The sequence below is a fragment of the Micromonospora craniellae genome, from assembly GCF_014764405.1.
Taxonomy (GTDB): Bacteria; Actinomycetota; Actinomycetes; order Mycobacteriales; family Micromonosporaceae; genus Micromonospora; species Micromonospora craniellae.
In genome coordinates this window covers 262,410-281,688 of the sequence record NZ_CP061725.1, presented here as the reverse complement: position 1 = coordinate 281,688, position 19,279 = coordinate 262,410, and the positions used below count along the sequence as shown (strand labels likewise).

Annotated in this window: 14 protein-coding genes; 10 read left to right on the top strand and 4 right to left on the bottom strand. The window is 71.9% G+C overall.

Translation table 11 applies throughout. The features are described 5' to 3' along the window. Positions 1-6 precede the first annotated feature (6 nt). The gene (locus ID554_RS01250) at positions 7-453 is read left to right on the top strand and encodes a response regulator (RefSeq protein ID WP_117230104.1); all 447 of its coding nucleotides are present in this window, start codon (positions 7-9) and stop codon (positions 451-453) included. 81 nt (positions 454-534) lie between these two features. Here the strand turns inward: ID554_RS01250 and ID554_RS01245 are convergent, their stop codons facing one another. From ID554_RS01245 to ID554_RS01235, 3 genes are all read right to left on the bottom strand, one after another. Continuing rightward, the gene (locus ID554_RS01245) at positions 535-1,413 is read right to left on the bottom strand and encodes a hypothetical protein (protein ID WP_117230103.1); all 879 of its coding nucleotides are present in this window, start codon (positions 1,411-1,413) and stop codon (positions 535-537) included. A gap of 372 nt (positions 1,414-1,785) precedes the next feature. Then, positions 1,786-2,205: an OsmC family protein gene (locus tag ID554_RS01240; protein ID WP_117230102.1), complete on the bottom strand. Its 420-nt coding sequence runs from the start codon at positions 2,203-2,205 to the stop codon at positions 1,786-1,788. A 53-nt stretch (positions 2,206-2,258) separates the two neighbouring features. Continuing rightward, on the bottom strand, positions 2,259-3,203 hold the full coding sequence (locus ID554_RS01235) for a serine/threonine-protein kinase (protein WP_117230136.1): 945 nt from the start codon (positions 3,201-3,203) through the stop codon (positions 2,259-2,261). A gap of 166 nt (positions 3,204-3,369) precedes the next feature. Between ID554_RS01235 and ID554_RS01230 the strand changes: the two genes are divergently transcribed. From ID554_RS01230 to ID554_RS01210, 5 genes are all read left to right on the top strand, one after another. After that, entirely contained in the window at positions 3,370-3,594 is a 225-nt protein-coding gene (locus ID554_RS01230) for a hypothetical protein (protein ID WP_117230101.1), read from the top strand. Positions 3,595-3,910: 316 nt separating this feature from the next. Continuing rightward, positions 3,911-4,060: a hypothetical protein gene (locus ID554_RS01225; protein ID WP_191088694.1), complete on the top strand. Its 150-nt coding sequence runs from the start codon at positions 3,911-3,913 to the stop codon at positions 4,058-4,060. A 10-nt stretch (positions 4,061-4,070) separates the two neighbouring features. After that, positions 4,071-5,570, top strand: a complete 1,500-nt coding sequence (locus tag ID554_RS01220) for a class I SAM-dependent methyltransferase (protein ID WP_117230100.1) — start codon at positions 4,071-4,073, stop codon at positions 5,568-5,570. Between the two features lie 46 nt (positions 5,571-5,616). Beyond that, positions 5,617-7,647: a sulfatase-like hydrolase/transferase gene (locus ID554_RS01215; protein ID WP_117230135.1), complete on the top strand. Its 2,031-nt coding sequence runs from the start codon at positions 5,617-5,619 to the stop codon at positions 7,645-7,647. A 257-nt stretch (positions 7,648-7,904) separates the two neighbouring features. Next, complete coding sequence (locus ID554_RS01210; protein ID WP_117230099.1) at positions 7,905-9,188, top strand: citrate synthase; 1,284 nt, start codon at positions 7,905-7,907, stop codon at positions 9,186-9,188. A gap of 228 nt (positions 9,189-9,416) precedes the next feature. Here the strand turns inward: ID554_RS01210 and ID554_RS01205 are convergent, their stop codons facing one another. Further along, positions 9,417-10,820 carry a glycosyltransferase family 4 protein gene (locus tag ID554_RS01205; protein WP_117230098.1) on the bottom strand — a complete coding sequence of 468 codons (1,404 nt, stop codon included), beginning with the start codon at positions 10,818-10,820 and terminating at the stop codon, positions 9,417-9,419. A gap of 327 nt (positions 10,821-11,147) precedes the next feature. Between ID554_RS01205 and glgX the strand changes: the two genes are divergently transcribed. The 4 genes from glgX (at position 11,148) to ID554_RS01185 (ending at position 19,275) form a co-directional block, all read left to right on the top strand. Then, positions 11,148-13,265 carry a glycogen debranching protein GlgX gene (gene glgX / locus ID554_RS01200; protein WP_117230097.1) on the top strand — a complete coding sequence of 706 codons (2,118 nt, stop codon included), beginning with the start codon at positions 11,148-11,150 and terminating at the stop codon, positions 13,263-13,265. 2 nt (positions 13,266-13,267) lie between these two features. Further along, entirely contained in the window at positions 13,268-15,571 is a 2,304-nt protein-coding gene (gene treY / locus ID554_RS01195; RefSeq protein WP_117230096.1) for a malto-oligosyltrehalose synthase, read from the top strand. Then, entirely contained in the window at positions 15,568-17,292 is a 1,725-nt protein-coding gene (treZ, locus tag ID554_RS01190) for a malto-oligosyltrehalose trehalohydrolase (RefSeq protein ID WP_117230095.1), read from the top strand. The genes treY and treZ overlap by 4 nt, the downstream gene beginning before the upstream one ends. Positions 17,293-17,574: 282 nt before the next feature. Further along, entirely contained in the window at positions 17,575-19,275 is a 1,701-nt protein-coding gene (locus tag ID554_RS01185) for an IS1634 family transposase (RefSeq protein ID WP_117231419.1), read from the top strand. Positions 19,276-19,279 lie beyond the last annotated feature (4 nt).

The following is a 19,279-nucleotide window of genomic DNA, read 5'->3' as shown; positions in this document are numbered from 1 at the left end:
GTAACGATGGGCGCACGCACCCTTGACCCGGTACACATCCTGGTCGTCGACGACGACCCGGGTGACGTGCTCATGATCGAGGAGGCGTTGGCCAGCTCCACCGTCGACAAGGTCATCGACGTGGTCAGTGACGGCGAGGAGGCGATGGAGTTCCTGCGCCGCGAGGGGCGGCACATCGGGGCGCACCGGCCGGACGTCATCCTGCTCGACCTGAACATGCCCCGGATGGACGGACGTCAGGTGCTGGGCGAGGTCAAGAACGACGAGGACCTGCGGACCATCCCGATCGTCGTGCTCACCACGTCGAACGCCGACACCGACATCATCAGCAGCTACACGTTGCAGGCCAACGCGTACGTGACCAAGCCGATCGACCTGGACGACTTCAACGACGTCGTGCACCGCATCGACGAGTTCTTCGGCCGGGTGGTCGTGCTGCCCAAGCGCGCCTGACACCCGCCGCCACGGTCGGCACTGCCGCGCCGGTCCGGCCGCCGCCCGGGTACGACGACGGGCCGGACCGTCGAGGACGGGTCAGGTCAGCGCGGCCACGATCGTGGCGGCCCGCTGCTCGTGCTGCGCGTACGCGTACGGGTAGGCGGAGATCTGCACGGCCTGGGCGGCCAGGGTCAGGCTCATCTGCTGCCAGCCCGGCACCTTCAGCAGCGCCTCGTAGAAGGCGCGTGAGGCGTACGCGGGCCGCATCAGGTCGCGGACGCTGCCCCAGCCGCTGCTGGGCCGCTGCTGGAACAGCCCGACCGAGTCGTGGTCCCAGCCGATGGCCTGGTGCGGGTAGTTCTGCGATTCGGGCAGCACCCCGCTGGCGTAGTTGAGCAGCGTGCTCTCCTGCATGGCGGTGGCGACGGCGACGACCAGTCCCTGGCGCGGGATGTCGAGGTCCACGCCGACGTCCACGATCACCTTGGCGTTGTCCATCTGCGACTGGGTCAGCCCGGCGACCGGCTTGGGGCGGGCCGGCGGGGCGGGCGTCGTCTTCTTCGGCTTCGGTGAGGTCGTCTTCTTCGGCGTCTTCTTCGGCGTCGGCTTCGACGAGGCGCTCGGCGACGCGCTGGGGCTCGGACTGGCGGGCGTGGGTGAGGGGCTGCGATCGAGGGAGCGGGAGGCGGGGTCGTCCTCGGCGGCCACGGCGCGATCGGCCACCGACTCGGCGACTTGGGCCCGGGGGGTCTCGTCGTCCCGGTTCGCCGTGGCCACCGCCGCCACGCCGAGGCAGCAGGTCAGGCCGGTGGCGAGGGCCACCCGGACCGGGGTGGAGGCCAACAGGGCACGGATGCGTGGGGATGCCACGCGGCGGTGCCGTCGTATCGCCCATTCGGACGATGCTCCGTCGGCCGTACGGCTCGTCGGTGGCTCGGGGGTCAGCTTCTGGTCGATGGGGTCGTCGGGATGCACCCGCCGAGGCTAGAAAGCCCTCGGCCCGATGCCACCGGCCCGCTTGGTGGCATGCGTCACAATTTGTGGTTGTTGACCGGTCGATACTGCACGGTTCACCGGATAGCGGATGCACCTCGGCTATCCGTCGTTCCCGCTATGACGGATTTGCCGGTCTGAAAAGGACGAAATAGCGATCTCATTGCCGTCTATCGACGACCGGCGGTGCCTCCCCTGAACGGTGGAGGGTCGCCTAGGCCCACCGTGTCATCGCCGCCCGGGCGGTCGGCCCCCCTGTCCCCACCCGCCCCACCGTCCCCACCGCCCCGGGCCGGGTGCCACGACGCCATGATCGGCGAGGGTCGGCGGTGCGGGCCGCTGCGCCCAGGCGGGTCAGTGCCGGCCGTTCTCCGCCGAGGTGACCGTCAGTCGGTGCCGGCCGCCGTCGTCGCTGGAGAACGGCCACAGCCGGTCGGCCTGCTCCACGAGTTCGGTGAGCTGCTGGCGGGTCAGGCCCACCGACGAGATCGAGGCGTGCACGTCCGCCCGGTACCGGCCGTCGTCGTCGCGGCCGAGGCTGGCCTCCGCCCGTACCTGCACGGTGTGCGCCTCGTCGGTGATCCCTCCGGCCGCCTCGACCGCCGCGTGGTGCAGGCAGGAGGCGAAGGCGGCGGCGAGCAGCTGCGACGGGGTGAGCCCGCTGCAGTGTGCCGCCAACGGAGAGGCGAGGCCGGTGGAGAGCGCCTCGTCGTCGGTGTGGATGTGGCCACCCTCGGCGGTGGCCGTGGCAACCTCGTTCAGCCAGGAACTCATCGCGTTCCTCCCGTCGCTCCCCGCCCGGCTACCCGAGCCCGATCGGGTGAAACTCACCGCGGATGATGGCTCCACTGGACCCGCGCGGCGGCCTCGGTGACCTCGGCCGCGGCCCGGTCGGTCCACGGGCTCACCGGCGGATCCTGGCGGGGCAGCAGCGGCTGGCGCATCGGCACGTACACCCGGGCGTCCACCGCCTCGGCCAGCAGCAGGGCGGTGACCAGGCTGGTCGGCCGCAGGGCCGGATCGTCGGCGAGGCACCGCCGGCACAGGTCGGCCACCTCGGCGGGCAGGCCCGGCACCTCGGGAAGGGGGCGCGGTGGCTGCCGCCCGTGTGGAGCGAGCAACTGGGTGACGCTGTCCGCCGAGTACGGCAGCCGCCCGGCCAGGCAGCAGTAGAGCAGGACGCCGAGGGCGTACATGTCGGCGGCCGGGGTGGCGGGCGCCCGGCGCAGTTGCTCGGGGGCGAGGTAGGCGGGCGTACCGACCACCACGCCCTCGGGGGCGGTGTCGGCGGCGCCGGTCGGGGAGGCGATGCCGAAGTCGAGCACCTTCACCCCGGACGGGGTGAGCATCACGTTCGCGGGCTTCACGTCGCGGTGCACGATGCCGTGCGCGTGGGCGGCGGCCAGCGCCGCGCTGACCTCGGCGCAGACCCGGACCGCGATCTGCCAGTCCAGCGGCCCGGCGCGCAGGTGGGCGGCGAGCGTCAGCCCCTCGGCCAGCTCCATCACGATGTACGGCTGCTCGTGACCGGGCAGGCCGGCGCAGGTGCCGAAGTCGTGCACGCTGGCGACGTTGGGATGCACCAGGCGGGCCGCCGACCGAGCCTCGGCGCGGATCCGTTCGACCGAGGCGTCCCCGTCCGGCTGCCCCGGTGACACCAGCTTCACCGCGACCGGCCGGTCGAGCACCGTGTCGTGGGCGCGCCAGACCTCGGACATCCCGCCGACGCCGATGCGCTGTTCGAGCCGGTATCGCCCGTCCAGCGTCCGCATGGACCGCTCCTCGCCCTCGTGCCGCTGTGCCGCGCCCCACCTGTCTGCGGCGTCGGGCACGGTACCCCGTCGTTGATCAGGGCAAACCGGCCTCCGGCGGCGGCCGGTGCGTTAGCGTGCGAGCCGGGACGGCGACGAACCGGACGAACGGAGAGCGGAGCACACGATGAGTGAGGTGACCGTACGTTTCGTTGGCGGCCCGGCCGACGACCTGGTCCGGGCGTTGCCGGCCGGCCCGGACGGGGCACCGCCCCGGCTGTGGGTGCTGCGCCGGTCGGTGTCCGCGCCGGAGCCCGCCGCCGACCATCTCTACGCGCGGCAGCGACCCGACGGGACGGGGGCCTGGACGATGCGCTTCGTCCGCACCGACCCGGTCGGCGTGACCGAGTGACGAGCCCGCACTCGCAGGGCGGGTCCGCGCAGCCGGCACACAGCTACCGCACACGTGGAGCCCAGCCCGTCGGCCCACGATGGGGACCATGATGAGGGAGGGGACGGTCGCGGGTCGTCGACGGCCGGGCTGCTGGTCGTCGGCAGGGGACCCCTCCTTACATCGCCGGCGCTGTGGAATCGAATCGAACGCGGGGAAGTGAGCGTTTGTGCCCGGCCGGCAGCGACAAGCCGCGTACGGTGGCAGGAGCCCGGCAAAACGTGCAATTCGGTTGATGTCGGCAGGGTTAGTGAACAGCGAGAGTAAGGAGCGGTCGGTGGAGCACCTGGCCTACCTGGACGCGGGATCCGGCAGCCTGATCGTGCAGGCGGTGGTCGGCGGCGTCGCCGGTGTCGCGGTGGCGGCCAAACTCTACTGGCGCAGACTCGTCGACCGGTTCCGCCGCCAGCCCACCGACCAGAACTGACCCGCCTGGCATGGCGATCCCCGACCTCGGACGGTCGATCCGGCCGGCGCTGCCCGGCGTCGAGCTGCGGCCCGAGCCCGGCTCCTTCCGCGACCCGGCCAACCGGGTCTTCCACGCCGGTCACGACGTGCTGCGGGCCCTGGACGAGACGGCGGCACAGCACTGGCGGGCCCTGGCGGACAGCACCTTCTTCCCGCCCCTGCTCGCGGCCGGCAAGGTGTGCGGCACCGAGGAGCTACCGGCCGCGCAGATGCCGCCCTCCGCCGCACCGGCCGGCACGCAAGACCCGGCCGGCCCGGGACACCCGGCCTGGGCGGCGGTGCTGCGGCACGAGCGGATCCCGTTCGTCTCCCACCCGTACGAATGGTCCTTCGCGATGCTGCGCGATGCGGCCCTGCTGCACCTGGAGATCCTTCGGGCGGCCCTGCCGGCCGGCTTCACCACCAAGGACGGCTCGGCGTACAACCTCCAGTGGCGTGGCATCGAGCCGGTCTTCATCGACGTCGGGTCGTTCGCCCCGCTGCGCGACGGCGAACCGTGGGCCGGCTACCGGCAGTTCTGCCAGACGCTGCTCTATCCGCTGATGCTCGGCGCCCACCTGGGGCTGGACTTCCAGCCGTGGCTGCGGGCCCGGATCGACGGCATCGAACCGGAGCAGATGGTTCCGCTGTTCCGGGGCGTACGGCGGCTGCTGCCGGGCGTACCGACCCACGTGCACCTGCACGGCAGCGTGCAGCGGCGCAGCGCCGCCACCAGCACCGCCGACGTGCGTGCCCAGTTGCGGGCCGCCGGCTACACCCGGGAACTGGCGCTGGCCACCGTCCGGGGGATCGAGAAGCTGGTCCGTCGCCTCGACCACCGGCCCCCCGCCACCCACTGGGTGGACTACCAGCGCACCTGCGGCTACTCCGGCGACGACCGGGCCGGCAAGGAACGGTTCGTGGTCGCCGCGCTGACCTGCGCCGCCCGGCCGCGCCTGGTGCTCGACCTTGGCGCCAACGACGGCCGGTACGCCCGCCTCGCCGCCCGGCACGCCGACTACGTCGTCGCCGTCGAGCAGGATCCGGCGGTGCTCGACCGGCTCTACCGGACGCTGCGCGACGAGGGCGAGCCGCGGATCCTGCCACTGGTGATGGACCTTGCCGACCCGTCGCCCGGTGGCGGTTGGCGCGGTGTGGAGCGGGCCTCGTTCGCCGCCCGCGCCGACGCGGACACCGTGCTCGCCCTGGCCCTGGTGCACCACCTGGCCATCGGCCGCAACGTGCCGCTGCCCGAGGTGGTCGCCTGCCTCGCCGGGTACGCCGCCCGGGGCGGCCGCCTGGTGGTGGAGTTCGTCCACCCCGACGACCCGATGGCCGCCCGACTGCTGGCGAACAAGCCCGACGGTCTCTTCCCCGACTACCGGCGGGACACCTTCGAGGCGCTGCTCGGCGCGCACGGCACCGTCGAGGACCGGCTGGAGTTGCCCTCGGGCACCCGCACCCTCTACCGGGTGGCCCTGGGTGGCTGACCGACCTGCTGACGCGACGGAGGCCAGCGAGCCGGCCGCACCGGTCGTGCCCGGCGACCCGGACGGCACCCGGAAAGCCGGTCGCCGGTGGGGGTGGGGCGGCTGGCGGGCCGAGGGCGGTCGGGTGCTGGAGGTGACCGCCCTGGTCGGGCTGGCAGTCACCCAGCCGTTGCTGGACGTGCTCGGCCGCAGCCCGGACTTCTTCCTGTTCCACCGGGCCGACCGGGGCGAGATCCTGCTGCTGGTCGCCCTCGTCGCGGTGCTGCCCACCGTCGCGCTCGGGCTGCTCGGCATGCTGTCCGGGCTGGCCGGACGCCCCACCCGGGCGGCGACGCACACCCTGCTGGTCGGCCTGCTGGTCGGCGCGCTGGCGGTGCAGGTCGGCCGGCACGTCACGCCGCTGCGGGGCGTACCGTTGCTGCTGGTGGCGGCGGTGGCCGGGGTGGCGGCGGCGCTCGCCCACCGGCGGTGGCGGGCCCCGGGGCGGGTGCTGCGGGTGGCCGCCGTGGGGCCGCTGCTCTTCGTCGGGTTGTTCCTGTTCGCCTCGCCGACCGGGCCGGTGGTGCTGCCCCGGGGCGACGGCGGCGCGGCCGGTACGGCGATCGGCGACCTGCATCCGCCGGTGGTCATGCTGGTGCTGGACGAGTTGCCGCTGGTCTCGCTGCTCGGCGCGGACGGCGGCGTCGACACGGCCCGCTACCCGCACTTCGCCGAGTTGGCCGCCGGCTCCACCTGGTACCGCAACTCGACCGGGGTCAGCGGCTGGACGCCGTACGCGCTGCCGGCCATGCTGACCGGCCGCTACCCGGCCCAGCCGTTCGCCCCGCACTACTCGCACTACCCGGACAACCTCTTCACCGCCTTCGGCGGCCTGTACGACATCCGGGCCGAGGAGAGCATCACCCGGCTCTGCCCGCCCAGCCGCTGCGAGCAGCCGGTCGCCCCGGAACAGGGGATCGGGGTGCTGGTCCGGGAGACCGGGAAGCTGGCACGCCAGATCACCGCACCGCACGACAGCCGGATCGACCCGGAGGACTCGTACCGGGAGCGCACCGCCGAGGAGGCGGGTATCGACGCCGCCGAACCGGTGCCGAACGACCCGAAGTTCCGCTGGGACAGCCTCAACGTCAACCAGCCGGCCCGGTTCACCAGCTTCCTGAACGGCCTGACCCCGTCGTCCCGGCCGACGCTGCACTTCCTGCACCTGCTGATGCCGCACAGCCCGTGGGCGTACCTGCCGTCAGGTGCGCGTTACGAGGCCCCCGAGGACTTTCCGAACGAGGGGGAGGGGTGGGTCGACCTGGCCCGGCAGCGGCACCTGGCGCAGCTCGGCTACACCGACCGGCTGATCGGCGAGACGATCCGTACGCTGCGCGCCAGCGGGCTGTGGGACCGGGCGCTGGTGGTGGTCACCGCCGACCACGGCGTCAGCTTCACCGAGGGGGCGCAGGGCCGGGGCGAGGGCGCCATCCGTGCCGCCCCCGATCAGGTGGCCTGGGTGCCGACGTTCGTCCGGACGCCGGGGCAGCGCGCCGGGCGGGTGGACGATCGCAACTGGGAACACGTCGACCTGCTGCCCACCATCGCCGACGAGGCGGCCATCCGGCTGCCGTGGCAGGTCGACGGCCGCTCGGCCCGGCAGGCGCCGCGTACCGAGCCGGGCAAGGTCTTCTACGACCGGCCGTCGCAGCCCATGCCGATCCCTGGGGGAGTGCCCGCCGCGATGCCGCCGCCGCAGCCGCACCCCCTGGTCGGGACCAGTGTGGGTGACGCGCCGTCCGGCGGCACCGCTGTCGTCGGCGGACAGGACGCCTTCCGGGCCGTCGACCCGGACGACGGGCGGTTGCCGGCGATGGTCTGGGGCACCGTGCCCGACCGGGTCGCCGACGGCACGTCGCTGGCGGTGGCGGTCAACGGGGTGGTCGGGGCCGTGGTGCCGGTCGTGTCCCCGGACGCAGGCGGTCGCCGTTTCGCCGCGCTGCTCGCCGACGACCGGCTCTTCCGCCCCGGTGCCAACCGGCTCGACCTGTATCTCGTCGGCGCCGCCGGGGACCTGCGCCGGCTCGCCATCGCCTGAAACCGACGCGCCGCCGTCGCCCCACGAGGGCCGCGTGACTGAGCGCTCGGACAGTTCCGCATCTGCCGCGAACTGACACTCTTCGTGCTTCCTTCGTGCCTGTTCGTCCTCGTCGTCGGGGTTTCCCAGCCGTGTGGTCGGGAATCGGGTGACGCATACCTCACCGCCGAACCACGGCAGGCGGTGTCGCCGCAACCGCAATTACGGTAGAAGCGAAGGCAATTCAACGTAGATCTGCCGGCGAAGCGAGGAACCACATGACGGAAGTCAAGCTCGATCACCCCGGCGGGCAGCTGTCGATGCCGGTACATCCTGCGGTCGAGGGCCCCGCCGGGATCGGCGTGGGCAAGCTGCTGAAGGAGACCGGGATGACGACCTACGATCCCGGTTTCGTCAATACCGCCGCCTGTTCGTCCGCGATTACCTATATCGACGGCGATGCGGGCATTCTGCGCTACCGTGGCTACCCCATCGAGCAGTTGGCCGAGAAGAGCTCCTTCCTGGAGGTCTCCTACCTCCTGATCTACGGTGAGCTGCCCTCCACCGAGCAGCTGACCGAGTTCACCGAGCGGATCCGGCGGCACTCGCTGCTGCACGAGGAGATGCGCCGGTTCTTCGACGGGTTCCCCCGGGACGCGCACCCGATGGCCGTGCTCTCCTCGGCCGTCAGCGCCATCTCCACCTTCTACCAGGACAGTCTGGACCCGTTCGACGCCGAGCACGTGGAGATGTCCACGGTTCGGCTGATGGCGAAGGTGCCCACCATCGCCTCGTACGCCTACAAGAAGTCGATCGGGCAGCCGCTGCTGTACCCGGACAACTCGCTGGGCTACGTGGAGAACTTCCTGCGGATGACGTTCGGCGTGCCGGCGGAGCCGTACGAGGTCGACCCGGTGATCGCCCGCGTGCTGGACATGCTGTTCATCCTGCACGCCGACCACGAGCAGAACTGCTCAACGTCGACCGTGCGGCTGGTCGGCTCCAGCAACGCCAACCTCTTCGCCTCGGTCTCGGCCGGCGTGAACGCGCTGTTCGGCCCGCTGCACGGCGGAGCCAACCAGGCGGTGCTGGAGATGCTGGAGCGGATCCAGGCCGAGGGCGGCGACGTGCAGTCCTTCGTCCGCAAGGTCAAGGACAAGCAGGACGGCGTCAAGCTGATGGGCTTCGGCCACCGGGTCTACAAGAACTACGACCCGCGTGCCGCGATCGTCAAGAACGCGGCGCAGGACGTGCTCGGCCGGATGGCCAAGCCGGACCCGCTGCTGGACATCGCGATGCAGCTGGAGGAGATCGCGCTCGCCGACGACTTCTTCGTATCCCGCCGGCTCTACCCGAACGTGGACTTCTACACCGGGCTCATCTACAAGGCGATGGGCTTCCCGACCAAGATGTTCACCGTGCTGTTCGCCCTGGGCCGGCTGCCGGGCTGGATCGCGCAGTGGCGCGAGATGATCAACGACCCGGAGACCAAGATCGGCCGCCCGCGGCAGGTCTACACCGGTGCCACCGAACGGGACTACCTCCCCTTCGAGAAGCGCTGATGTTAGGAAGGGTCCCCTCCTATACCGCAGGCGTTAGGAGGGGACCCTTCCTTACAACGACACCGCTGCCGCCGCCACCGACCGCCGGGCTGGCCACTCCGGGCCGGCGGCGGCCTCACCCGGACAGTGCCCACGCGGCCCTTCCGCTGTGCGGCCGGAACGGTGCCGGCCCCGGCTCCAGCGTTCGGCGGGAGCCAGGGCCGTGTCGTGCGACGGTGCTGGTGTCGGTCAGCGCAGGCCGGCGGCGGCCAGCAGGTTGCCGTCCGGGACCACCGGGCGCGACCGGCCGAGCGCCATCTGCTGGGCGGCGCGTTCGGCGGCGACGTTCGGGGCCTGGGCGATGGCCGTCGCGTACGCCGAGCCGGTGCGGCTGGCGATGGCCGCCCAGCCGTACTGCTCGTGCACCATGGCGCGGGCGCGACGGGCCAGCATGCGGGCGCGCTCCCGGTCGGAGAGCACCGCGTGCACCGCGTCGGTCAGCGCGTCCGGGTCGTGCGGCCGGAAGGTCATCCCGGTGACGCCCGGCTCGACGATCTCGGCGAGGCCGCCGGTCTCGGCGACCGCGAGCGGGGCGCCGGCGGCGGCGCCCTCCAGTGCCACCATGCCGAACGGCTCGTAGATGCTGGGCACCGCGAAGCAGTCCGAGGCGGCCATCACCGCGGGCAGGTCGGTGCCGCCGAGGAAGCCGGGCAGGCTGACCATGCCGCCCAGGCCGAGCCGGTGCACGTCGGCCTCCAGTTCGCCACGGTACGGCCCGTCGCCGACGATCACCGCACGCAGCCCGGGGTGCCGCTCCCGCAGCTTGGGCAGGCTGGCGATCAGGTGCTGCACGCCCTTCTCGTAGACCAGTCGCCCGGCGAACGTGACCAGTGGGCCGTCCCCGGCGAATCGGGCCCGGGCCTGCGCCACCGCGCTGGCCGACACCCGCCACCGGTGCGGCTCCACGCCGTTGGGGACCACGTCGACGCGGTCGGTCGGTACGCCGAACAGGGCGCTGACCTCCTCGCGCATGTACCCGGAGCAGACCACCACCCGGGTCGACTCGGTGCTGAGCCAGTGCTCGACGCCGTGGATGGTGCGGTTCATCTCCTCGGGCAGCCAGCCCTGGTGCCGACCCGCCTCGGTGGCGTGGATGGTGCTGACCAGCGGCAGGTCCAGGTGGTCGCGCAGGGTCATCGCGGCGTGCGCCACCAGCCAGTCGTGCGCGTGGATGACGTCGTAGCCGCCGGAGGAGGCGGCGCGCAGCGCGGCCCGGGTCAGCGTGTGGTTGAACGCCATCGTCCAGGCCAGCAGGCTCTCGGTGGCCAGCGGGAAGGCCACCGGGTCCTCGGCGGCGCGGACGACCCGGACGCCGTCGACGTACTCCTCCAGCGGAGCGCCCTCGCAGTGACGTGTGACGACGGTGACCTCGTGGCCGGCAGCGGCCAGGGCCACCGAGAGCGCGTGTACGTGCCGGCCCAGGCCGCCCACGAGCACCGGCGGGAACTCCCACGACAGCATCAGGATGCGGTGGGTGCGCGGCGGGGTGGCCGGACCGGGCTGGGCCGGGATCTGGGGGCGCGAGGTGAGGGTGGGCCGGTGGATCCGGTCCGCGGCGGTGGCGGTACGCCCACCGACCCGCAGGGTCGTCACATCAGTCTCCGTCCGTGCAGCAGAAAACGCGCCGGCGTCGGTGGCGGCGGGGGAACAGCGTAGGGTTTCGGGCACGCGAGAGCTTGCCCGGTAACAAGGAAACGGCATGATGGGTGATTCCGCACCTTGAGGACGGCCACAGTGACGGACGGCACCACAAGGGTTCATCTCGCATCAGCCGGGCGGATACCAGGCATTCACCCGATCGGATGGATTGGTGGCGGACCGTGCGGGGCATTACCGCCGCGCGCATCCGCGGGGATCCCCCGGACGGGTGTGCTCACGGGTGCGGGCGCGCGCCCGTGACACGTGGTGCGAAGGAGCGACATGCAGGTCTGGCCGGGCGAGCGGTACCCCCTCGGGGCCATGTACGACGGGTTGGGCACCAACTTCGCGATCTTCTCCGAGGTGGCGGACAAGATCGAACTGTGCCTCTTCGACGAGTGGGACGTCGGACACGAACGCCGGGTCGAACTGCGCGAGGTGGACGCGTACGTCTGGCACGCGTACATCCCGGGGATCGGGCCCGGCCAGCGGTACGGCTACCGCGTGCACGGCCCGTACGAGCCGGGCAACGGGCTGCGGTGCAACCCGCACAAGCTGCTCATCGACCCGTACGCCAAGGCGATCGACGGGGACGTGCAGTGGGATCCGGCGGTCTACGACTACGAGCACGGCGACCCGGAGCGGATGAACGTCACCGACTCGGCGCAGTTTATGCCCAAGTCGGTGGTGGTGAACCCGTACTTCGACTGGGGCAACGACGCCCCGCCGCGCATCCCGTACCACCACTCGGTCATCTACGAGGCGCACGTCCGGGGGCTGACCATGCGGCTGCCCGGCATCCCCGAGGAGCTGCGCGGCACGTACGCCGGCATCGCCTCGCCCCCGATGATCGAGCACCTGACCCGGCTCGGCATCACCGCCATCGAGCTGATGCCGGTGCACCAGTTCGTCAACGACCACCGCCTGGCCGACTTGGGGCTGCGCAACTACTGGGGTTACAACACCATCGGCTTCTTCGCCCCGCACCACGCCTACTCGGCACTCGGCCACCTGGGCCAGCAGGTGCAGGAGTTCCGGGGCATGGTCAAGGCGCTGCACGCGGCCGGCATCGAGGTCATCCTCGACGTGGTCTACAACCACACCGCCGAGGGCAACCACCTCGGCCCGACGCTCAGCTTCAAGGGCGTCGACAACCCCAGCTACTACCGCCTGTCGGAAGATAATCGGCAGTTCTACGTCGACTACACCGGCACCGGCAACAGTCTCAACGTCCGCAACCCGCACTCGCTGCAACTGATCATGGATTCGTTGCGGTACTGGGTCACCGAGATGCACGTGGACGGCTTCCGGTTCGACCTGGCCGCCACCCTGGCCCGCGAGTTCTACGAGGTCGACCGACTCTCCACCTTCTTCGAGGTGGTGCAGCAGGACCCGGTGGTCAGCCGGGTCAAGCTGATCGCCGAGCCGTGGGACGTCGGCCCCGGCGGCTACCAGGTCGGCAACTTCCCACCGCAGTGGACCGAGTGGAACGGCAAGTACCGGGACACCGTCCGCGACTTCTGGCGCGGCGAGCCGGCCACCCTCGCCGAGTTCGCCTCCCGGATCTCCGGCTCCGCCGACCTCTACCAGGACGACGGCCGCCGCCCCTTCCACAGCATCAACTTCGTCACCTGCCACGACGGCTTCACCCTGGCCGACCTGGTCTCCTACAACGACAAGCACAACGAGGCCAACGGCGAGGACAACCGCGACGGCGAGAGCCACAACCGCTCCTGGAACTGCGGCGTCGAGGGCGAGACCGACGATCCGGGCGTACGCGCGCTGCGCGCCAAGCAGCAGCGCAACTTCATCGCCACCCTGCTGCTGTCCCAGGGCGTACCGATGATCGGCCACGGCGACGAACTGGGCCGCACCCAACGGGGCAACAACAACGCGTACTGCCAGGACAGCGAACTGGCCTGGGTCGACTGGGACGCGGTCGACACCGACCTGCTCGACTTCACCCGCCGGCTGGTCGAGTTCCGCCGCCAGCACCAGGTGTTCCAGCGCCGCCGCTTCTTCACCGGCCTGCCGGTGCACGGTCGCGGGGTCGACGAGCCCCTGCCCGACCTGGCCTGGTACACCCCGGACGGGCGGGAGATGACCGGCGAGGACTGGGGCAACGACTTCGGCCGCTCGGTGGCGCTGTTCGTCAACGGCGAGGGCATCCGGGAACGCGGCCAGTACGGCCAACGCCACCACGACGCCTCGTTCTGGCTCTGCTTCAACGCCCACGACGCGCCACTGGACTTCACCCCGCCGCCGGCCGAGTTCGGCCAGCGCTGGGAGCTCGTGATCAGCACCGCCGAACCCGACCAGGACAAGAGCACCACCGTGGAGACCGGCGGTTCGGTCTGCGTACCGGACCGCTCGCTGGTGGTGCTGGAGAGGGTGGCCTGACCATGACCGTGACCCCCGTCGGAGCGACGTACCGGGTGCAGGTGAGCCCGGGCTTCGACCTGGACGCCGCCGCCGGCCTCGCCGGCTACCTCGCCGACCTCGGCGTCACCCACCTCTACAGCGCGCCGCTGCTGGCCGCCGCGCCGGGCAGCGCGCACGGCTACGACGTCGTCGACCACCGTCGGGTCAACCCGGAACTCGGCGGCGAGCCCGCCCGGCAGCGCCTGCTGCGGGCGCTGCGCGCGGCCGGGCTCGGCCTGGTCGTGGACATCGTGCCCAACCACGCCGGAGTCGCCGTACCGGCCGCCAACCCGGCGTGGTGGGACGTGCTGCGCCGGGGACGCGACTCGGCGTACGCCCGCTGGTTCGACATCGACTGGACGCGGGACCGGCTGCTGCTGCCGGTGCTCGCCGACGACCCCGACGCGCTGGCCGACCTGAAGATCGCCGATGGCGAGCTGCGCTACCACGAGCACCGTTTCCCGGTCGCCGACGGCACCGGCGACGGCAGTCCCCGCGAGGTGCACGACCGGCAGCACTACGAGCTGGTCTCCTGGCGACGCGGCGACGCCGAGCTGACGTACCGCCGGTTCTTCTCGATCGCCGCCCTGGCCGGGCTGCGGGTGGAGGACCCGGAGGTGTTCGCCGCCACCCACGAGCTGATCCTGGCCTGGGTCGCGGCCGGCGAGGTCGACGGCATCCGGGTCGACCACCCCGACGGGCTGCGCGACCCCGGCGGCTACCTGGCCCGGCTGCGCGAGGCCGCCCCCGACGCCTGGCTGGTGGTGGAGAAGATCCTGGAGTACGGCGAGGAGCTGCCGTCCTGGCCGGTGGACGGCACCACCGGCTACGACGCCCTCAACGCCGTCGGTGGACTCTTCGTCGACAGCGACGCCGAGGCCGCCTTCACCGCCCTGGACACCCGGCTGGTCGGCCGGGCCACCTCCTGGGCCGACCTGACCCACGACACGAAGCTCGGCGCCGCCACCCGGCTGCTCGCCACCGAGCTGACCCGGCTGGCCGCGCTCGCTCCCGACGTGGAGCCGGACGCGGCCCGCGCCGCCCTGGCCGAGTTGGCCGCCGCATTCCCGGTCTACCGGGGCTACCCGCCCGACGGCGCCCGGCACCTGGCCAACGCCCGCGCCGAGGCGGGTCGCCGCCGCACCGACCTGACCGGCGCGCTGGACGCGGTGACCCGGCGGCTGCGCGACCCCGACGACGAGCTGGCCCGCCGCTTCCCGCAGTTCACCGGCGCGGTGATGGCCAAGGGCGTCGAGGACACCGCCTACTACCGGTGGACGCGGTTCGTCGCGCTCAACGAGGTCGGCGGCAGCCCCGCCCACTTCGGCACCCTGCCCGGCCGCTTCCACCGCTTCGCCGCCGCCCGGCACGAACGCTGGCCGGCGAGCATGACCACGCTGTCGACCCACGACACCAAACGCGGCGAGGACGTCCGCGCCCGCCTCGCCGTGCTCGCCGAGCTGCCGCGCCGCTGGGCCGAGCAGGTCACCGCCTGGACGTCCGCCGTGCCGCTGCCGGACGCCGCGCTGGCCCACCTGCTCTGGCAGACCGTCGTCGGCGCCTGGCCGATCGCGCGCGAGCGGATGCACGCGTACGCCGAGAAGGCCGCCCGGGAGGCCGCCGCCTCGACCGGTTGGACCGACCCCGACCCGGCCTTCGAGCAGGCGATGCACGCCCTGGTCGACGCCATGTACGACGACCCGGCGGTGCACGCCTCGCTCGCCGCGCTCGCCGCCGAGATCACCCCGGCCGGCTGGTCCAACTCGCTCGGGCAGAAGCTGGTGCAGCTCGCCATGCCCGGAACACCCGACACCTACCAGGGCGCCGAGCTGTGGGACGACTCCCTGGTCGACCCGGACAACCGCCGCCCGGTCGACTTCGACGTACGCCGGGACCTGCTGGCCCGGCTCGACGCCGGCTGGCAGCCGCCGGTGGACGAGAGCGGCGCGGCCAAGCTGCTCGTGGTGTCCCGCACCCTGCGGCTGCGCCGCGACCGCCCGGAGTTGTTCGGCGACTACCAGCCGGTCGTCGTGCACGGCCCGGCCGCCCGGCACGCCGTCGCCTTTGACCGGGGCGGCGCGCTCGCCGTCGCCACCCGGCTCCCGCTGCGCCTGGCGGCGGGCGGCGGCTGGCGCGACACCACCCTGTCACTACCTGTTAACGAGATGTCGTGCCAGTTCACCGGACGGGTCTACAGTGAGGTTCAGGTCCGTCTGGCCGATCTGCTCGCCACCTATCCCGTCGCGCTGCTCGCCCCCACCGAAGGCTCCGGGAAGGCGTCATGACCGAGTTCACCGTCTGGGCGCCGGAGGCGTCCCGGGTCCGACTGCGCCGGCCGGGCGCCGCCGACCACGAGATGCGGGCGTCCCGGGGCGGCTGGTGGCGGGCCGAGGTGCCCGACGCCGGCGACGACTACGCGTTCCTGCTGGACGACGACGATCGGGCGCTGCCCGACCCCCGGTCACGGTGGCAGCCCTCCGGCGTGCACGGCCCGAGCCGCCGCTACGAGCACGCGGCGTTCGAGTGGACCGACAGCGCCTGGACCGGCCGGCAACTGCCCGGCAGCGTCCTCTACGAACTGCACGTCGGCACGTTCACCCCGGAAGGCACCTTCGACGCCGCGATCGGCAGGCTCGACCACCTGGTCGACCTCGGCGTCGACATGATCGAGCTGCTGCCGGTCAACGCCTTCAACGGCGAGCACAACTGGGGGTACGACGGCGTCTGCTGGTTCGCCCCGCACGAACCGTACGGCGGCCCGGACGGCCTCAAACGGCTGGTCGACGCCGCCCACGCCAAGGGGCTGGGGGTGATCCTCGACGTCGTCTACAACCATTTCGGGCCCTCCGGGGCCTACGCGCCGATGTTCGCCCCCTACCTCAGCGAGCGGGACACCCCCTGGGGCCAGGCGGTCAACCTGGACGGCCCGCACTCCGACGGCGTACGCCGCTTCATCACCGACAGCATCCTGATGTGGCTGCGTGACTACCACGTCGACGGTCTGCGCCTGGACGCCGTCCACGCGATGCCCGACTCCCGGGCGGTGCACCTGCTGGAGGAGATCGCCGTCGAGGTCGAGTCGCTCTCGGTGCACCTGGGCCGCCCGCTGTCCCTGATCGCCGAGTCCGACCTCAACGACCCCCGGCTGATCAGCCCCCGGGAGGCCGGCGGCTACGGCCTGCACGCCCAGTGGAACGACGACGCCCACCACGCCCTGCACACCCTGCTCACCGGCGAACGGCAGGGCTACTACGGCGACTTCGGCACCATGGAGTGCCTCGCCGAGGTGCTCACCGGCGCGTTCTTCCACACCGGCACCTGGTCCAGCTTCCGGCACCGCCAGCACGGCCGCCCGGTCGACCCGCGTACCCCCGGCCACCGCTTCGTCGTGTACCTGCAAAATCATGACCAGGTCGGCAACCGCGCGATTGGCGATCGCCTGTCGGCGACGCTGTCCCCGGCGCTGCTGCGCGTCGGCGCGACCCTGCTGATGACCGCACCGTTCACGCCGATGCTGTTCATGGGGGAGGAGTGGGCGGCCTCGACGCCGTGGCAGTACTTCACGTCGCACCCGGAGCCCGAGTTGGCGGCTGCCGTGGTGACCGGCCGCCGCAGCGAGTTCGCCGCTCACGGCTGGCCCCCCGGCGACGTTCCCGACCCGCAGGACCGGCAGACCTTCGTCCGCTCCCGGTTGGACTGGGCCGAGCTGGACAAACCCGAACACCGGCAGATGTACGAGTTCCACCGCCGCCTGATCGCGCTGCGGAAGTCCCGTCCCGAGCTGTCTGACCCGCACCTGTTCGCCATCGACGTACGCCACGGCGACCGGTTCCTGGTGATGCGGCGCGGCGGCTGCCTGGTGGCGGCGAACCTCGCGGACAAGCCGCAGCGGGTGACCCTGCCCGGGGTGGCGCGCCGGGTGCTGCTGGCCACGGGGGAGGGCGTCACGGTGCAACGCGACCGCATCGAACTACCGGCGGAGACGGCAGCGATCGTGGCGCTCTGACCGGCCGGTGGTCTTTTGCCACCGGTGCGGGTCGTCGGTGGTCCCGTGATCAGTAAAGATCGAGGCGGTGAACCTCCGGCCCGGCGGTGTAATTGGCGACGTCGATGCCTGCGTTCCGCAGCTCAGCGTCGATATAGTCGGCGTCGCGGTGTGAAGGTGCAGTTCAGGGCGTTGCGGCCTGGCGGGAACGGCGAAAACGCCTAGTGACACGCCTGCCTGTGGATAACTTTGTTGAGCTGCTGATCTGTTGCTGGTCTCATAGTCGGTGTACGGTCGTGCCTCGTGTACGTGAAAGCGTCGACCCGCAAGACCCGCGACGGGCAGACGATCCGCTACCTGCAACTGGCTCACAACGAGTGGGACCCGGCCGCGAAGGCGTCCAAGACCCGGGTGTTGTACTCGTTCGGCCGCGAAGACCAGCTCGACGTGGCCGGTATCCGCCGCTTGGTCGACGCGTTGTCGCGGTTGCTCGCCCCGGCCGACGCCCTGGCCGCGGCCGCGCCGGCCGGCCTGTCGTTTGTGGAGTCCCGTTCGCTGGGCGGGGCGTGGCTGCTCGACGGGTTGTGGCGCCGGCTGCGCATCGACACCGTCCTGCGGCCGCTGGTCGGCTCGTCCCGCCGGGAGGTCGACGTCGAACGGGTGCTGTTCGCGCTGGTCGCCAACCGGGCCCTGGCCCCGTCGAGCAAGCTGGCCGCCGCCGACTGGGTCTGCCAGGACGTGTACCTGCCCGACCTGCCGCACGTCACCGACGACACCTGCTACCGGGCGATGGACCAGTTGATCGAGGTCGAGCCCGCGTTGACCCGCGGGGTCTACGACCAGATCGCCGACCTGCTCAACCTTGAGGTCGACCTGTTGTTCTTCGACACCACCAGCACCTACTTCGAACTCGATGAGGCCGACGAACCGCTGTGGCGTGACCAGCAGGGCCGGGTCGTGGCCGAGGACGATCCGGCGGCGGTCAAGCAGGCAGGGTTCCGCACCCATGGCAAGAGCAAGGACTCCCGCGACGACCTGCCCCAGGTCGTGGTCGGGATGGCCGTCACCCGCACCGGCATTCCCGTGCGGGTGTGGTGCTGGCCCGGCAACACCAGCGACTCCGCCCTGATCCGGCAGGTCAAGACCGACATGCGCGAGTGGAGCCTGGCTCGCGTCGTCTGGGTCGCCGACCGCGGCTTCGCCTCCGCCGAGAACCGCCGCTTCCTGCAACAGGGCGGCGGGCACTACATCCTGGGTGAGAAGCTGCGTGCCGGCACCAGCGAAGCCGACGCTGCGCTCGCCCGGCAGGGCCGCTACGCCACCGTCGCGGAGAACCTGCAGGTCAAGGAAGTCAACATCGACACCGACGACCGGTTCGTCATCTGCTACAACCCCGAGGCCGCCGACCGGGACGCCGCTGTCCGCCAACGGCTGATCGCCCAGCTCACGGACCTGATCGACGACACCGACCGGCTGCCGGCCACCAAACGCGCCGAGCTACGCGGCGTGATCTCCACCAAGCCCGGCCTGAACCGGTTCCTGCGCGTCACCCCCAAGGGCCTGCTGCGCCTCGACCAGGCCAAGGTCAAGGCCGAACAGCGCCTGGACGGCAAGTACCTGCTGCGCTGCTCCGACCCGACACTGTCGGCCGAGGACATCGCCCTGGGCTACAAGCAGCTCCTCGAAGTCGAACGCGGCTGGCGCGACATGAAGACCACCCTCGACCTGCGCCCGGTGTTCCACCGCCGCGAGGACCGCATCCGCGCTCACATCCTGCTCTGCTGGCTGGCCCTGCTGCTGATCCGGGTCGCCGAGACCGAGACCGGCCGCACCTGGACCGCGATCCGCACCGAGATCGACCGGCTGCACCTGGGCGTGTTCACCGGCCCCGCCGGCACGTTCGCCCAGCGCACCGAGCTGTCCCAACCCCAGAAGGCCCTGCTCACCAAGCTGAAGATCGCCGAGCCGCCCCGGATCTTCGACGCCACACCCGCAACCGCCTGACCTG

Excerpts from the sequence above, each read along its gene's own strand:
- ID554_RS01235 (WP_117230136.1), bottom strand. The coding sequence starts at position 3,203 with ATGCGGACGCTGGACGGGCGATACCGGCTCGAACAGCGCATCGGCGTC.
- treZ (WP_117230095.1), top strand. The coding sequence starts at position 15,568 with ATGACCGAGTTCACCGTCTGGGCGCCGGAGGCGTCCCGGGTCCGACTG.
- treY (WP_117230096.1), top strand. The coding sequence starts at position 13,268 with ATGACCGTGACCCCCGTCGGAGCGACGTACCGGGTGCAGGTGAGCCCG.
- ID554_RS01250 (WP_117230104.1), top strand. The coding sequence starts at position 7 with ATGGGCGCACGCACCCTTGACCCGGTACACATCCTGGTCGTCGACGAC.
- ID554_RS01220 (WP_117230100.1), top strand. The coding sequence starts at position 4,071 with ATGGCGATCCCCGACCTCGGACGGTCGATCCGGCCGGCGCTGCCCGGC.
- ID554_RS01210 (WP_117230099.1), top strand. The coding sequence starts at position 7,905 with ATGACGGAAGTCAAGCTCGATCACCCCGGCGGGCAGCTGTCGATGCCG.
- ID554_RS01240 (WP_117230102.1), bottom strand. The coding sequence starts at position 2,205 with ATGAGTTCCTGGCTGAACGAGGTTGCCACGGCCACCGCCGAGGGTGGC.
- ID554_RS01230 (WP_117230101.1), top strand. The coding sequence starts at position 3,370 with ATGAGTGAGGTGACCGTACGTTTCGTTGGCGGCCCGGCCGACGACCTG.
- glgX (WP_117230097.1), top strand. The coding sequence starts at position 11,148 with ATGCAGGTCTGGCCGGGCGAGCGGTACCCCCTCGGGGCCATGTACGAC.